The 16,736-nt window shown below is 61.2% G+C and carries 8 protein-coding genes and 3 rRNA genes; 9 read left to right on the top strand and 2 right to left on the bottom strand.

Going from position 1 to position 16,736, the window contains the following annotated elements:
• Window positions 1-17: 17 nt before the first annotated feature.
• Entirely contained in the window at window positions 18-1,289 is a 1,272-nt protein-coding gene (locus ACR0R4_RS11325) for an amidohydrolase family protein (protein ID WP_433647559.1), read from the top strand.
• Window positions 1,290-1,338: 49 nt separating this feature from the next.
• Here ACR0R4_RS11325 and ACR0R4_RS11320 read toward each other — a convergent pair whose 3' ends face one another.
• Together ACR0R4_RS11320 and hutH are read right to left on the bottom strand one after the other, a co-directional pair.
• Window positions 1,339-2,160, bottom strand: a complete 822-nt coding sequence (locus ACR0R4_RS11320) for an IclR family transcriptional regulator (RefSeq protein WP_433647558.1) — start codon at window positions 2,158-2,160, stop codon at window positions 1,339-1,341.
• A gap of 135 nt (window positions 2,161-2,295) precedes the next feature.
• On the bottom strand, window positions 2,296-3,870 hold the full coding sequence (hutH, locus tag ACR0R4_RS11315; protein ID WP_433647557.1) for a histidine ammonia-lyase: 1,575 nt from the start codon (window positions 3,868-3,870) through the stop codon (window positions 2,296-2,298).
• 226 nt (window positions 3,871-4,096) lie between these two features.
• Here hutH and ACR0R4_RS11310 point away from each other — a divergent pair, with 226 nt between their 5' ends.
• From ACR0R4_RS11310 to rrf, 8 genes are all read left to right on the top strand, one after another.
• A complete protein-coding gene (locus ACR0R4_RS11310; protein WP_433647556.1) occupies window positions 4,097-5,071 on the top strand; it encodes an agmatinase family protein in 975 nt (324 codons plus the stop codon).
• 103 nt (window positions 5,072-5,174) lie between these two features.
• The gene (gene typA, locus ACR0R4_RS11305) at window positions 5,175-7,085 is read left to right on the top strand and encodes a translational GTPase TypA (protein ID WP_433647555.1); all 1,911 of its coding nucleotides are present in this window, start codon (window positions 5,175-5,177) and stop codon (window positions 7,083-7,085) included.
• A gap of 71 nt (window positions 7,086-7,156) precedes the next feature.
• Window positions 7,157-8,083, top strand: coding sequence for an ornithine carbamoyltransferase (argF, locus tag ACR0R4_RS11300; RefSeq protein WP_433647554.1), 927 nt, complete (start codon window positions 7,157-7,159; stop codon window positions 8,081-8,083).
• The gene (argH, locus tag ACR0R4_RS11295) at window positions 8,080-9,507 is read left to right on the top strand and encodes an argininosuccinate lyase (protein ID WP_433647553.1); all 1,428 of its coding nucleotides are present in this window, start codon (window positions 8,080-8,082) and stop codon (window positions 9,505-9,507) included. Before argF ends, argH begins: the two co-directional genes overlap by 4 nt.
• A gap of 30 nt (window positions 9,508-9,537) precedes the next feature.
• Window positions 9,538-10,863 (top strand): tyrosine--tRNA ligase, encoded by a 1,326-nt coding sequence (gene tyrS / locus ACR0R4_RS11290; RefSeq protein ID WP_433647552.1) that lies wholly within the window; start codon window positions 9,538-9,540, stop codon window positions 10,861-10,863.
• A 557-nt stretch (window positions 10,864-11,420) separates the two neighbouring features.
• Window positions 11,421-12,943: ribosomal RNA gene (locus tag ACR0R4_RS11285) — 16S ribosomal RNA — on the top strand.
• Window positions 12,944-13,361: 418 nt separating this feature from the next.
• A 23S ribosomal RNA gene (locus ACR0R4_RS11280) occupies window positions 13,362-16,473 on the top strand.
• 141 nt (window positions 16,474-16,614) lie between these two features.
• A 5S ribosomal RNA gene (gene rrf, locus ACR0R4_RS11275) occupies window positions 16,615-16,731 on the top strand.
• The 16S, 23S and 5S rRNA genes sit together here, the layout of an rRNA operon.
• The last annotated feature ends 5 nt before the right edge of the window (window positions 16,732-16,736 follow it).

Raw genomic sequence — 16,736 nt, 5'->3', positions numbered from 1 at the left:
TGCCGAGGGAGAGCCGCATGAGTCACACGCTGCTGATCGACAACATCGGCGAGCTCACGACCAACGACGAACGGCTCGGGTCCGGTTTCCGTTCCGGTTCCGGTTCCGGTGCTGGTGCGGGTGCCGAGGCGAGTGCCAACGGGCGGATTTCCGATGCCGCAGTGGTCATCGAGGGCGATGTTGTGGTCTGGGTTGGACTCGCGTCCGACGCGCCGGCCGCCGACACGCGTTTCGACGCGGCGGGGCGCGCGGTCTTGCCCGGTTGGGTTGATTCGCACACGCACATGGTCTTCGCCGGCGATCGCACCGCTGAGTTTGAGGCCCGCATGGCAGGGGAGACGTATGCCGCGGGAGGCATCAACCGCACAGTGGAGGCGACTCGACTGGCAAGCGACACAGAGCTTGAGGCGAATCTCACTCGACTGATCGCAGAGGCCCGAAGCGGTGGCACCACGATCATCGAGACGAAGACCGGCTACGGTCTCACCACCCAGGACGAGCTTCGGTCGGCCCGCATCGCAGCGAAACACGCTGACGCCGTCACGTTCCTCGGTGCACACGTGGTGCCGACGGGAGTGGATCCGCAGACCTATCTCGAGCTTGTAACCGGGCCGATGCTCGCAGCCGTGGCACCACACGTGAGCGCGGTCGATGTGTTCTGCGAGGCCGGCGCGTTCGACGAGACCGCCGCCAGACGAGTGCTCGAATCCGCGGCCGACGCCGGCCTCGCAACCCGCGTGCACGGGAACCAGTTGGGACACGGCCCGGGGGTGCGGCTCGCGGTCGAGTACGGATCGCTCAGCGTTGACCACGTGGGCTTTCTTTCTGGTGCCGACGTTGACGCGCTGGCACAGTCGTGGGGAGATGGGCGTCGCGGCACGGTTGCGACGGTGCTGCCGGCCTGCGACCTGTCAACGCGCATGCCACTCGCCCCGGCGCGGCAACTGATCGATGCGGGCGCGGTGGTGGCGATTGCCTCCAACTGCAACCCCGGCACCTCCTTCACCACCTCGATGGGGTTCTGTGTGGCCACCGCAGTGCTGCAGATGGGGCTGACCGTGGCAGAAGCGGTGCGTGCCGCGACACTGGGCGGGGCCAGGGCGCTCAGCATGCACGAGACGGGCTGGATCGATCCCCGGGGCGCCAAGCAGCCCGCGGTGGGGATGATCCGCCCAGGTGCCCGTGCTGATCTTCAGCTGCTGGAAGCCCCCTCGGTAACGCACCTCGCCTATCGCCCCGGTGTTCCGCTGACCTCGGCCGTGTGGAGGGCCGGCATCCGCGTCCGATAGGGGGCCGCGCAGCTTGTACAGGCTGTCCTGCAGATGCCTCGGGTGCCTTTTAGTGCGCGGCGCGGCCGTAGATACGCGTCGAGAGCGTCTCGGCCGCCACGCGCACGTGCGAGGCGAGCTCGGCGAGGCGATCCGCTGTCGCCTCGTCGTCGCGAAACGTCACCGCGACCGCGGCGACCGGCCATCCGCGGTGATCATTCACGGGCATTGCGACAGAAGAGAAGCCCGGCGTGACGGATCCGCGTTCAAGGGCGAATCCGCGTGTGGTCGTGGCATCGAGCACCGCACGCAGCCTCGAGTAGCGGTCGATGTCGATCTCGTGATCTCCGTCGATCGGCCTGGCGGCGTTGATCGCATCGCTGTTGTCATGCCGATGCACAAAAGCGTCACGGTCGGGGTAGAGCGCCCGCACCTGCGCGCGCGGGAGTGCCGCAAGGATCGCCCGGCCACTCGCCGTCAAGTGCATGGGCAGCCGCACGTTGACACCGGTGACCAGGGCTGGGGCACCTTGGGCGCGTTCCTCGACGACGTAGAGCACGTCGCGGCCGTGGGGCACAGCCAGGTGGCCGCTGACGTGCACGCGATCAACCAGGGCGGTCAGCAGCGGACGACCGATCCGGGTAAGCGGTTCCTGCCGGGAGTACGCCGAGCTCAGCTCGAAAGCCGCGATCCCAAGCCCGTACCGGTGCTCCTCCGGCACGTGCATGACGAAGCCGTGCTCCTGCAGTGTGTCGAGCAGGTGGTACACGGTGGATCGGGGCAGCCCCAGCTGCGTCGCGATCATGCTCGCGGGCAGTGGTCCCCGCGCCCCGGCCAGGAGGGACAGGATTCGCAGCGTCTGATCCGCTGCGGGCACCTTTGGCTGACTCACAGCGGCAGCCTATCGCGAGGCCACCGAGGTCGGATATGTCAGTTGCGTCGGAGGGCTGGGCCCTCTTTGGCCCGACTGGAGTGAGATATCCGACTGAGCTGAACCCTGTCCCTTGTGAGGCACCTCGATCGCTGCTCATTCCAGCGGCTCAGCGAGCGCAGCCTCCGCGGCTTCTAGCACGGCACCGGACACCACGAAGTGGTGCGCAGCATCGATGAGTGGAGACAGAAAGGTGTCGGTCGCAGGCGCGGGAATGCGTGTGCGAAACAACCGGTGGATCGCGGAGGTTGCGGGAGCGGGCGTGCCTGCGCCGTCCGCAGCTCGAAAATCGAGCGCGCGCGTCGAGGCGAGCAGCTCGATACCGAGCACGCGGCTGAGCCCGTCGAGAGAGCGCCTCAACTTTCGCCCGGCGTGCCAGCCCATCGAGACGTGGTCCTCCTGCATGGCCGACGAAGGAATTGAGTCCACCGAAGCCGGTGCAGCGAGGCGCTTCAGTTCGCTCACGATGCCAGCCGCCGTGTATTGCGCGATCATGAGGCCCGAGTCGAGGCCGGGGTTGGCTGCGAGAAACGGCGGCAGCCCGTGGCTGCGCGACACGTCGAGAAAACGGTCGGTGCGGCGCTCCGAGATGCTCGCGAGATCCGCCACCGCGATTGCCAAGAAGTCGAGCACGTACCCGACGGGGGCGCCGTGGAAGTTGCCGTTCGACTCGACCCGGCCATCGGGCAGCACAACCGGGTTGTCGATCGCGGATCGCAGTTCGATCTCGGCCACCATGGCGGCGTGCGCCGCCGTGTCTCGCACCGCGCCGTGCACCTGCGGGGCGCAGCGCAGCGAATAGGAGTCTTGCACGCGGGTGAACTCGCCCTCGTGCGGGCGCTGGATCAGGCCCGACTCGACGAGTACCCGGGCGATGTTCGCGGCGGCCACGGCCTGACCGTGGTGCGGACGCAGCGCCTGTAGCTCGGGCGCGAACACCGCGTCCGAACCCATGAGCGCCTCGACGCTCGCCGCTGCAGCGAGGTCGGCGATCTTCAGCAGCGAGCTCAGGTCGTGCAGCGCCAGGCACAACATACCCAGCATCCCGTCGGTGCCGTTGATGAGGGCGAGTCCTTCTTTTTCTCTGAGCACCACCGGGGTGATCCCGGCACGCTCAAGTGCCGCCGCCGCTGGCTCGGGGGCGGCGGAACGATCTGCACCCATGCGCACCATCCCCTCGCCGATAAGTGTGAGCGCGCAGTGCGCGAGGGGACTGAGGTCGCCCGAGCAGCCGAGTGAGCCATACTCGTGCACCACCGGAGTGATGCCTGCGTTGAGGATGGCCGCGTACGTTTCTGCGACAACGGGGCGCACGCCTGTCCGCCCGGTTACGAGGGTGTTCAGACGGAGAAGCATCAGTGCGCGCACCACCTCACGCTCCACCTCCGGGCCGGTGCCAGCGGCGTGCGAGCGGATCAGGCTGCGTTGGAGCTGTGCCCGGTTTTCCGATGGGATCTGCACCTTGGCAAGTGCCCCGAATCCCGTCGAGACGCCGTAGTGCGGGCGCGTGTCGCGTGCGAGTTCATCGATCATGCGGCGACTCTCGGCGATCCGCTCCAGCGCGCTGGGGTCGAGTGTCACCGGGGCATCCTCGCGCGCGACGGCGACGACATCGCCGATGGTGAGCGTGCCCTCACCGAGGGCAATCGTGTGGTCTGAGCGTGCGTCCATTCCATGATTCCAGCGCACCTGCGGCCCGGAGGGCACCCCGAATGAGTCTCATTTGTCTGGAATACCAGACGCTCGCCGTCGTGGGTCCTCGAGGTCGGGCCGGCAGCCGTGAAGAATGGGGTGGAGGTGCTGGAAAGCCGAAGCAGGCCGACATTTTCTGTCCCCTGCGCGAGCAGAGTCGGTCTTGCGGGGAGGGCACCGCTGGGAGACAATCAGGCGGGAGCCCATGAACATCAAGTCGTCAGACCTTTCGCATGATCCGCTGTGGCCGCGCACCGGAGGATGGCCCCCGCCGCGTCCGGGCGAGCAAGTCGACCTCGCGCTCGTCGGCATTCCCACGTCGCGCACCTCGCTCTCGCCGTCACAGGCGCACGAGACTCCCGCTGCGGTGCGGCGTGCGTTGCGCCGCTATTCAAGCCACCTGGTGGATCCGGCATCGCCCGGGGCTCGCGGTGCAGAGCGCGAACTCGTGCTCGACGAGGTGCTGCGTATCGTCGATGCCGGGGATCTCACGGGGCCCGACTCCGTTGCCGGCGAAAAGGATGCCACCGAAGCTGTGACGGTACTCGCCACGCATGCTCGGCTCGTGATTGCGCTCGGGGGCGATAACGCGCTGACCGTGCCCGCGGCCATTGGGGTGTCCGGGGGAGTTGCCGGGCTCCGCACCGCCGGACTCGTGACGCTCGACGCACACCACGATCTGCGCGAGGGGCGAAGTAATGGCTCGCCGGTGCGGCGCCTGATCGAGGCCGGGCTTGATCCGCATCGCATCGTGCAGGTCGGCATCGCGGATTTTGCCAACTCCCGGGCTTACCGTGAGCGCGCGAAGGATCTCGGAATCACGGTGGTGCATCGAGACGAACTGCACGATCGGCCGATCAGCGCAGTGGTTGCGGAGGCGCTCGAGATTGCGGGGGCGGGGGGCGGCGCGATCCACGTCGACCTTGATGTCGATGTCTGCGATCGCTCGGTCGCCCCGGGGTGCCCCGCCTCGTTGCCTGGTGGGCTGCAAGCGCACGAGTTGCGACGCTTCGCCCGCTTGTTCGCCGCGGACGATCGGGTGCGCGGCATCGACATCGCTGAGGTGGACGTTCAAGCGGACTCCGCAGACGGTCGGACTGTGCGACTCGCGGCTCTCTGCGTGCTCGAGGCGATCGCCGGACTCGCCTCGCGAACCCGGCTTGGTGACCCCACAGACTGATCCGTTAGAATAGTGTGTCGGCTTTCTTGCGCTCGGCCCATCGTGTCGCGCCTGGCATCCGCGCCGCCGGCATTTCGTATTTCGTTCGTTAGGAACTACCTCTATGGCTCTCGCCACTCGCGAAGACCTCCGCAACGTTGCCATCGTCGCTCACGTCGACCATGGCAAGACGACCCTCGTCGACGCCATGCTGCGTCAGACGAACTCCTTTGACGCACACTCCGAGATGGACGATCGGGTTATGGACTCGAATGATCTCGAGCGCGAAAAGGGCATCACGATTCTGGCTAAGAACACGGCCATCACCTACGTTGGTGCCCACGCGAAGAACGGGCCCATCATTATCAATGTCGTTGATACTCCGGGTCACGCCGACTTTGGTGGCGAGGTCGAACGCGCGCTCTCGATGGTCGACGGCGTGGTGTTGCTCGTCGATGCGTCCGAGGGGCCGCTGCCGCAGACCCGATTCGTGCTGCGTAAGGCACTTGAGGCCAAGCTCCCCGTGATCCTCGCGGTCAACAAGACCGACCGGCCCGATGCGCGCATTGAAGAGGTTGTGGTCGAGGCGCAGGATCTCCTGCTGGGTCTTGCCTCGGATCTCTCCGAAGATCACCCCGAAATCGATGTGGACGCAGTGCTGGATGTTCCCACCGTGTACCTCTCGGGTCGCGCCGGGGCCGCGAGCCACAACCGTCCAGGCAACGGTGAACTTCCCGACAACCCGGATCTCGAGCCACTCTTTCAGACCATCCTCGAGCGGGTTCCCGCTCCGAGTTTCGACGATGAGCACCCGTTGCAGGCGCTCGTCACGAACCTCGACTCCTCGCCGTTCCTTGGCCGTATCGCGCTGCTGCGCGTGCACAATGGCTGGATCCACAAGGGCGAGACCGTCGCGTGGGTGAAGCAGGATGGCACGGTGCAGAACGTTCGCATCACCGAGATGATGCTCACCAAGGCGCTGACGCGCTTCCCCGCTGAGAAGGCTGGCCCCGGCGACATCGTGGCCATCGCGGGCATCGAGAACATCACCATCGGTGAGACGATCTGTGACGCTGAAGATGTACGCCCGCTCCCGACCATTTCGGTTGACGAGCCCGCCATCTCTATGACGATTGGAGCCAACACCTCGCCGCTCGTCGGTAAGGTAAAGGGCCACAAGCTCACCGCCCGCATGATCAAGGACCGTCTCGATCGCGAGCTCATCGGTAACGTTTCGTTGCGCGTGCTCGACGTGGGACGCCCGGACGCGTGGGAGGTGCAGGGTCGTGGCGAACTCGCGCTCGCGATCCTCGTCGAGAACATGCGTCGAGAGGGCTTCGAGCTCACCGTTGGCAAGCCCCAGGTGGTCACCAAAGAGGTCAACGGGAAGGTACACGAGCCCTACGAGCACCTCACCATCGACACCCCCGAGGAGCACCTCGGGGCAATCACGCAGCTGCTCGCCGCGCGAAAGGGTCGCATGGAGAATATGACGAACCACGGCACCGGCTGGGTGCGCATGGAATTCATCGTTCCCTCGCGTGGTCTGATCGGGTTCCGCTCCGAGTTCATGACCACGACCCGTGGTACCGGCATCGCCAACGCGATCTCGCACGGCTACGACGAGTGGGCTGGCCCGATCGTCACTCGCAACAATGGGTCGATCGTGGCTGACCGCTCGGGCGTCGTCACGCCCTTCTCGCTTATCAACCTGCAGGAGCGCATGTCATTCTTCGTGCAGCCCACGCAAGAGGTGTACGAGGGCATGGTCATCGGCGAGAACTCGCGCAACGAAGACATGGACGTCAACATCACGAAGGAGAAGAAGCTCACCAACATGCGTGCGGCGAGCTCCGACAGCTTCGAATCGATGACTCCGCCGCGTCAGCTCACCCTCGAGGAATGCCTAGAATTCGCTCGCGAAGACGAGTGCGTCGAGGTGACTCCCGAGGTTGTGCGGATCCGCAAGGTGGATCTCGACGCGAACACCCGCGCGCGCTCGGCCTCACGGCTGAAGCAGCAGCTCGCGAAGTAGTCGCGACAGCAATTCGCTGTGGAGGACGGGGTGGGGCGTACGCCCCACCCCGTCCTCGTTAGACTAGGCGGGTGACGAGACACTTTCTGCGTGATGACGATCTGACGCCTGCCGAGCAACGTGAGGTTCTCGACCTCGCGGCCCGGCTGAAGCTCGATCCATTCGCCGAGCGTCCGCTTGAGGGGCCAAGATCGGCCGCCGTCTTCTTTGACAAGACCTCAACCCGCACCCGCTTCAGCTTCGCCGCAGGAATCGCAGAGCTGGGCGGCAACGCGATCATCGTGAATCCGGGCGAGGCCCAACTCGGTGCCAAGGAATCGATTTCCGACACCTCGCGGGTTCTGTCACGCATGGTGGATCTCATCGTTTGGCGCACATTCGCCCACGCAGGGCTTGAAGAGATGGCGGCAAGCGCGACCGTGCCGGTAATCAACTCCCTCTCCGACGATTTTCATCCCTGCCAGATACTCGCCGACCTCCAGACGATTCGAGAGCGCAGGGGGGAGCTTGCAGGTTTGACCGCGGCATACGTCGGCGACGCAGGGAACAACATGGGGCACTCCTACCTGCTGGGTTTCGCGACCGCCGGCATGCACATTCGTGTCGCTGGGCCAGAGGGCTTTCTGCCCCGCGCCGAGATTGTCGCCGATGCCGAGCGCATCGCAGCAGAGACCGGGGGCAGCGTCACGGTAACCACCGATCCGGTGGCTGCGGTAAGCGGTGCTGATGCGGTGATTACTGACACCTGGGTATCGATGGGTCAAGAGGCCGAGAAGGCGGGGCGCATTGAAATCTTCGGTAGGTATCGAGTGGATCCGACGCTCATGGCGCACGCGAAGTCCGACGCGATCTTTCTGCACTGTCTGCCGGCCTACCGCGAGTTCGAGGTAGCTGCGGAAGTCATTGATGGCCCGCAGAGCGTGGTGTGGGACGAAGCGGAAAACCGACTGCACGCGCAGAAAGCTTTGATGGCCTGGTTGTTGAAGGAGAGCAAATGAGCGAGACTGAAAACCGAGCGGCGGAGGCCGGAGCGCTGTGGGGCGGCCGGTTTGAAAGCGGTCCCTCGCCGGAATTGCAGCTCCTGAGCAAGTCCACTCAGTTCGACTGGGTGCTTGCACCGTACGACATTCGTGGTTCGAAAGCGCACGCTGCGGCGCTCGCGTCGGCCGGTTACCTTGACGACGCTGAGCTTGTGGCCATGCGTGAGGCGCTTGATGAACTCGCCGCGCGCGTTGCTGATGGCAGGTTCGTGCCTGCGCACGACGACGAAGATGTGCACTCCGCGCTTGAACGCGGGCTCATCGAGATCACCGGAGTGCAACTCGGTGGCAAGCTTCGCGCGGGACGTAGCCGGAACGACCAGATTGCTACCTTGGTCCGGCTCTACCTGCTCGACCATGCCGCGGTCATCCGTCGGCAGCTCCTTGACTTGGCCCAGGCCATCCTGTCTCAGGCGCTCGCTCATCCCGCAGCCATTCTGCCGGGTCGCACGCACCTGCAGCACGCGCAGCCAGTGCTGCTCGCCCATCAGCTCGCCGCGCACGCGTGGCCGATCGTGCGCGACCTCGAGCGTCTGCGCGACTGGGCGGTGCGTGCGCGTCGCTCGCCATATGGCGGTGGCGCGCTCGCGGGGAGTTCGCTGGGCCTCGATCCACGGCTGATTGCGACCGAGCTCGGACTGGGCGATCCCCTCGAAAACTCGATTGACGGCACAGCCGCGCGCGATGTGGTGGCCGAGTTCGCGTTCATTTGCGCCCAGATCGGCATTGACCTCTCGCGGCTGAGCGAGGAGATCATCCTCTGGAACACCAAAGAGTTCGGCTTCGTGCGTCTGCACGATGGCTACTCGACCGGGTCCTCGATCATGCCGCAGAAGAAGAACCCTGATATCGCCGAGTTGGCACGCGGGAAGTCGGGGCGGCTCATCGGAAATCTCACCGGGCTGCTCGCGACACTCAAGGGCCTGCCGCTCGCCTACAACCGCGACTTGCAGGAAGACAAGGAGCCGGTCTTCGACTCTGTGAATCAGCTCGAGGTGCTCCTGCCAGCGTTCACCGGCATGGTCGCAACGATGCGCTTCGATGTGGATCGGATGGCCGACCTTGCACCGCAGGGATTCTCGCTCGCAACCGATGTCGCTGAGTGGCTCGTCAAGCAGGGCGTGATCTTCCGCGATGCACACGAAATCTCCGGCGAATTGGTGAGGTATTGCGAGGATCGTGGCATCGAGTTGCATGAGCCAAGCGACGAGGAACTGGCGGCGGTATCACCGCACCTCACACCAGATGTGCGCGAGGTCCTCACGATCGAGGGATCCGTCAACTCCAGGGTCGGGGTGGGGGGTACCGCTCGTGCGCGCGTCGACGAGCAACTCGCGCTCCTCTCCGAGCGAATTGCCGAGTTCCGTGCAGTCGACGCGTAGCGAGCAGAACTGATTCCGAGGCGCGATACGATGACAGGCGTGTCAGCAACGAGTGAACGCACCGAGATCCTTGCTTCCCAGCGAAACGATGAGAGTTTCGCGACCCTGTGGGAGGAGCTCCAATGGCGCGGCCTGATCCACGTCTCGACAGACGAGCATGCGCTCGCCGAACTCCTCGCGGGCACACCCATCACGTACTACTGCGGGTTTGATCCGACGGCACCGAGCCTGCACCTCGGAAACCTGGTTCAGCTGCTGCTGTTGCGCCGTTTGCAACTCGCGGGGCATAGGCCGCTCGGGCTCGTGGGTGGATCTACCGGGCTCATCGGAGACCCCAGGCCCACAGCCGAGCGCACGCTGAATAGCCGTGACACCGTTGCCGAGTGGGTGACGCGGTTGCAGGGTCAAGTCAGTAGATTCCTCTCCGGGGAGGGCGAGAACGCGGTGCGACTCGTGAACAACCTCGATTGGACGGCGCCTCTTTCCGCGATCGATTTTCTGCGTGAAGTGGGGAAGCACTTCCGAGTGGGCACGATGCTCAAGAAGGACGCGGTGGCGGCGCGACTCAACAGCGAGGCCGGCATCAGTTACACCGAATTCAGCTACCAGGTGTTGCAGGGCTTTGACTTTCTGGAATTATTTCGGCAGTACGAGTGCGTGCTCCAGACCGGGGGCAGCGATCAGTGGGGCAACCTCACCAGCGGCACCGATCTGATTCGGAAGGTCGAAGGTGCCTCCGCTCACGCGATCGGAACGCCGCTGATCACGAATTCAGACGGCACGAAGTTCGGGAAGAGCGAGGGGAATGCGATCTGGCTCGACCCAGAAATGTGCTCACCGTACCGGTTCTACCAGTTCTGGCTTAACCAGGCCGACGCAGACGTGATCGACAGGCTGAGGGTCTTCACCTTCCTCACGCGCACCGAAATCGAGGAGCTTGAACGGCTGGTGTCGGATGAACCGTTCCGGCGTGCGGCGCAGAAACGATTGGCGCTCGAGGTCACCACTCTGGTGCACGGCACCGCGGCGACTCAAGCTGCAATCGATGCCTCCGAGGCGCTCTTCGGAAGAGGTGAACTCTCTTCGCTTGACGCGGGCACGCTGCAAGCAGCTATCGCGGAGCTCCCCAGCGCACGAGGTACGGGTGGATCAGGCATCGCTCAGTTGCTCATCGACTCTGGGCTGGTGACAAGCTCGAGCGAGGCCCGGCGGGCGATCTCCCAAGGCGGCGTCTACGTCAACAACGTTGCCGTGACGTCAGAGGACCAGGCTCTGCAGGCAAGTGATCTGCTGCATGGACGCTTCGCGATACTTCGCCGAGGAAAAAAAACTCTCGCTGGAATCGTGGACGACTAGTTCCGGACTCGGGTGGTGAACTCCGACCAGATTTCTCTGGATTGGCGGAATCATGCGGAGACACGCCCGGAATTACTGCAGGGTTTGCGGCTGAGGGGCCAACCCGCGTAATGTAATCCCTTGTCAGCGCGACGATGCGGGACGCGGAAGCGGCCCGGTCGACATAATGCGCTCACCACCTCTCTCACCACCTTGTGTGGTCTCGGGTCTTCGGGCGTGGGAAATCATTGTTGATCGTTACTGGTTCGCTGGTTCATCGATTTGCAGGGATGATTTGGGTGTGGTAAGTTAGGAAAGTTGCTCTTCGGAGGGCCTGCGGGTCGTTACGGGGGGTGTCTGGTCCTTGAGAACTCAATAGTGTGCACTTAATTGTCAAATGCCAAATTTTATATCCCGTCATCGGGGCCTGTATGGGTTTCGGTGGTGTGATTCTTTTGGATGAATAATTCGGATTGTCAGTACTGGCCTCCTTTGGGGGTTGGTTGATGGTTTGTTTTTGTTTGTCAGGTCAAACTCGTTGCTTGCTGGCTTATTCCGCTGGTTTGTGACATCAGTATTTTACGGAGAGTTTGATCCTGGCTCAGGACGAACGCTGGCGGCGTGCTTAACACATGCAAGTCGAACGATGAAGCCCAGCTTGCTGGGTGGAAGAGTGGCGAACGGGTGAGTAACACGTGAGTAACCTGCCCATCACTCTGGGATAAGCGCTGGAAACGGCGTCTAATACTGGATATGAACAGCGGCCGCATGGTCAGTTGTTGGAAAGATTTATTGGTGATGGATGGACTCGCGGCCTATCAGCTAGTTGGTGAGGTAATGGCTCACCAAGGCGACGACGGGTAGCCGGCCTGAGAGGGTGACCGGCCACACTGGGACTGAGACACGGCCCAGACTCCTACGGGAGGCAGCAGTGGGGAATATTGCACAATGGGCGCAAGCCTGATGCAGCAACGCCGCGTGAGGGATGACGGCCTTCGGGTTGTAAACCTCTTTTAGTAGGGAAGAAGCGCAAGTGACGGTACCTGCAGAAAAAGCACCGGCTAACTACGTGCCAGCAGCCGCGGTAATACGTAGGGTGCAAGCGTTGTCCGGAATTATTGGGCGTAAAGAGCTCGTAGGCGGCTTGTCGCGTCTGCTGTGAAAACCCGAGGCTCAACCTCGGGCTTGCAGTGGGTACGGGCAGGCTAGAGTGCGGTAGGGGAGATTGGAATTCCTGGTGTAGCGGTGGAATGCGCAGATATCAGGAGGAACACCAATGGCGAAGGCAGATCTCTGGGCCGTAACTGACGCTGAGGAGCGAAAGCATGGGGAGCGAACAGGATTAGATACCCTGGTAGTCCATGCCGTAAACGTTGGGAACTAGATGTAGGGCCTGTTCCACGGGTTCTGTGTCGTAGCTAACGCATTAAGTTCCCCGCCTGGGGAGTACGGCCGCAAGGCTAAAACTCAAAGGAATTGACGGGGGCCCGCACAAGCGGCGGAGCATGCGGATTAATTCGATGCAACGCGAAGAACCTTACCAAGGCTTGACATATTCGAGAACGGGCCAGAAATGGTCAACTCTTTGGACACTCGTTTACAGGTGGTGCATGGTTGTCGTCAGCTCGTGTCGTGAGATGTTCGGTTAAGTCCGGCAACGAGCGCAACCCTCGTCCTATGTTGCCAGCACGTTATGGTGGGAACTCATGGGATACTGCCGTGGTCAACACGGAGGAAGGTGGGGATGACGTCAAATCATCATGCCCCTTATGTCTTGGGCTTCACGCATGCTACAATGGCCGGTACAAAGGGCTGCGATACCGCGAGGTGGAGCGAATCCCAAAAAGCCGGTCTCAGTTCGGATTGGGGTCTGCAACTCGACCCCATGAAGTCGGAGTCGCTAGTAATCGCAGATCAGCAACGCTGCGGTGAATACGTTCCCGGGCCTTGTACACACCGCCCGTCAAGTCATGAAAGTCGGTAACACCCGAAGCCGGTGGCCTAACCCTTGTGGAGGGAGCCGTCGAAGGTGGGACTGGTGATTAGGACTAAGTCGTAACAAGGTAGCCGTACCGGAAGGTGCGGCTGGATCACCTCCTTTCTAAGGAGCACTCGGAACCTTTGGTTTCGTAGATTGCCCAGATCATCACCGAGTGTGTGGTGCTGGGTGCTCATGGGTGGAACATTTGACAACAGGGTGTCTGCTGGTGTGGTGGGGGTAGTACGCAAGTCTTCGGGTTTGTTGGAACTCTCTGTCATGGTGGTGGGTGTCCGTTTTGTGCACATTATTGGGTCCTGGAGGCCTAGACCGTTCGTGCTCTTTTGGGGGTGTGGGTGGGCTTGGTTTCTGACCCTTCGCTGTGAGACGTGTTGCTTATGGTGGGGGGATCGACCGTACGTTGAGAACTACACAGTGGACGCGAGCATCTTTGAAACACAATGTGTTTCATGAAATAAGGTCTGAGCGCGTGGATTGCCTTTCGGGGTGGTGTGCGTGTTTATTCTCTTTACTTATGTGATTTCAAGTTTTAAAGAGCAAACGGTGGATGCCTTGGCATCTGGAGCCGAAGAAGGACGTAGTAATCTGCGATAAGCCTCGGGGAGTTGATAAACAAGCTGTGATCCGAGGATTTCCGAATGGGGAAACCCCGCCAGGGCGCGTGCGTGCCTGGTGACTCCCGCCTGAATATATAGGGCGGGTAGAGGGAACGTGGGGAAGTGAAACATCTCAGTACCCACAGGAAGAGAAAACAATAGTGATTCCGGGAGTAGTGGCGAGCGAAACTGGATCAGGCTAAACCGGTCATGTGTGATACCCGGCAGGGGTTGCATGGTCGGGGTTGTGGGACATGCCTGGAGATTCTGCCGAGTCTTCGACGTGAGCGTCAAGTTATAGAGGAACAGCTTGGAATGGCTGATCGGAGAGGGTGAGAATCCCGTACTCGAAATGGCTTGGCCGCGTGGTGTGTATCCCAAGTAGCACGGGGCCCGAGAAATCCCGTGTGAATCTGTCAGGACCACCTGATAAGCCTAAATACTTCCAGATGACCGATAGCGGACTAGTACCGTGAGGGAAAGGTGAAAAGTACCCCGGGAGGGGAGTGAAATAGTACCTGAAACCGTTTGCTTACAATCCGTTGGAGCAGCCTTGTTGCTGTGACAGCGTGCCTTTTGAAGAATGAGCCTGCGAGTTAGCGGCATGTGGCGAGGTTAACCCGTGTGGGGAAGCCGTAGCGAAAGCGAGTCTGAATAGGGCGATTCAGTCGCGTGTCCTAGACCCGAAGCGAAGTGATCTATCCATGGCCAGGTTGAAGCGACGGTAAGACGTCGTGGAGGACCGAACCCACTTAGGTTGAAAACTGAGGGGATGAGCTGTGGATAGGGGTGAAAGGCCAATCAAACTTCGTGATAGCTGGTTCTCTCCGAAATGCATTTAGGTGCAGCGTTGCGTGTTTCTTACCGGAGGTAGAGCTACTGGATGGCCGATGGGCCCTACAAGGTTACTGACGTCAGCTAAACTCCGAATGCCGGTAAGTGAGAGCGCAGCAGTGAGACTGTGGGGGATAAGCTTCATAGTCGAGAGGGAAACAACCCAGATCGCCAACTAAGGTCCCAAAGCGCGTGCTAAGTGGAAAAGGATGTGGAGTTGCTGTGACAACCAGGAGGTTGGCTTAGAAGCAGCCACCCTTGAAAGAGTGCGTAATAGCTCACTGGTCAAGTGATTCCGCGCCGACAATGTAACGGGGCTCAAGCACGCCACCGAAGTTGCGGCATTCAGCGTATAGACAAGCCTTCGTGGTTCAGTCCGTTGGATGGGTAGGAGAGCGTCGTGTGGGCAGTGAAGCGGCGGAGTGATCCAGCCGTGGAGCCCACACGAGTGAGAATGCAGGCATGAGTAGCGAAAGACGGGCGAGAAACCCGTCCTCCGGAAGACCAAGGGTTCCAGGGTCAAGCTAATCTGCCCTGGGTAAGTCGGGACCTAAGGCGAGGCCGACAGGCGTAGTCGATGGACAACGGGTTGATATTCCCGTACCGGCGAAAAACCGTCAAACGCTGATCCATGAGTGCTAAGTATGTGAAGTTGGGTTTGATCCTTCGGGTGATTTCCTTTCGGAGTGTACGAACCCGAATTGGTGAGGTGAGCGTATTAACAGGTGTGACGCAGGAAGGTAGCTGGTCCCGGGCGATGGTTGTCCCGGGCTAAGCATGTAGCCCGAACCGTAGGCAAATCCGCGGTTCATTTGAGGGTGAGATGTGATGGGGACCCGTAAGGGGAAGTCAGTGATCCTATGCTGCCAAGAAAAGCATCGGCGCGAGGTTTTAGCCGCCCGTACCCCAAACCGACACAGGTGGTCAGGTAGAGAATACTAAGGAGATCGAGAGAATCATGGTGAAGGAACTCGGCAAAATGCCCCCGTAACTTCGGGAGAAGGGGGGCCATCCACTTATACGGATTTACTCCGGAAAGGGTGTGGTGGCCGCAGAGACCAGTGGGAAGCGACTGTTTACTAAAAACACAGGTCCGTGCGAACAAGCAATTGGATGTATACGGACTGACGCCTGCCCGGTGCTGGAAGGTTAAGAGGAGAGGTCAACCCTTCGGGGTGAAGCTTTGAATTTAAGCCCCAGTAAACGGCGGTGGTAACTATAACCATCCTAAGGTAGCGAAATTCCTTGTCGGGTAAGTTCCGACCTGCACGAATGGCGTAACGACTTCCCAGCTGTCTCCACCATGAACTCGGCGAAATTGCATTACGAGTAAAGATGCTCGTTACGCGCAGAAGGACGGAAAGACCCCGTGACCTTTACTACAGCTTGGTATTGGTGTTCGGTGTGGCTTGTGTAGGATAGGTGGGAGACTGTGAAGCAGGGACGCTAGTTCTTGTGGAGTCATTGTTGAAATACCACTCTGGTCATATTGGATATCTAACTACGGACCCTGATCGGGTTCTGGGACAGTGCCTGGTGGGTAGTTTAACTGGGGCGGTTGCCTCCTAAAGAGTAACGGAGGCGCCCAAAGGTTCCCTCAACCTGGTTGGCAATCAGGTGGCGAGTGTAAGTGCACAAGGGAGCTTGACTGTGAGACTGACAGGTCGAGCAGGGACGAAAGTCGGGACTAGTGATCCGGCAGTGGCTTGTGGAAGCGCTGTCGCTCAACGGATAAAAGGTACCTCGGGGATAACAGGCTGATCTTGCCCAAGAGTCCATATCGACGGCATGGTTTGGCACCTCGATGTCGGCTCGTCGCATCCTGGGGCTGGAGTAGGTCCCAAGGGTTGGGCTGTTCGCCCATTAAAGCGGTACGCGAGCTGGGTTTAGAACGTCGTGAGACAGTTCGGTCCCTATCCTCTGCGCGCGTTGGAAATTTGAGAGGATCTGACCCTAGTACGAGAGGACCGGGTTGGACGGACCTCTGGTGTGCCAGTTGTTCTGCCAAGGGCATGGCTGGTTGGCTACGTTCGGGATGGATAACCGCTGAAAGCATCTAAGCGGGAAGCCGGCCTCGAGATGAGATTTCCGTCACCCTTGTGGTGGTGAGGCTCCCAGGAGATTACTGGGTTGATAGGCCAGATGTGGAAGCACTGTAAGGTGTGGAGCTGACTGGTACTAATAAGCCGATGGCTTGATAATCATTTATGCATGAGTAAGTGTGAGTTTGGTCCTTCTAACGATGTTTCGCGTCCGCTTTGTGGTTCTTGACGTACGGCCACGACCTGGTGCTTGAACTCTTGTTGGGGTTTGGGTGGGTGGGTTTTGGTATGTCAATAGTGTTACGGTGGTTATAGCGTCAGGGAAACGCCCGGTTACATTCCGAACCCGGAAGCTAAGGCTGACTGCGCCGATGGTACTGCACTCGGGAGGGTGTGGGAGAGTAGGACACCGCCGGACCTCTT

The organism is Leucobacter fengyongliangi, assembly GCF_050971685.1.
GTDB lineage: Bacteria > Actinomycetota > Actinomycetes > Actinomycetales > Microbacteriaceae > Leucobacter.
Note: the sequence above shows the minus strand (reverse complement) of the source record. Positions and strands in the feature narration are given on the sequence as shown.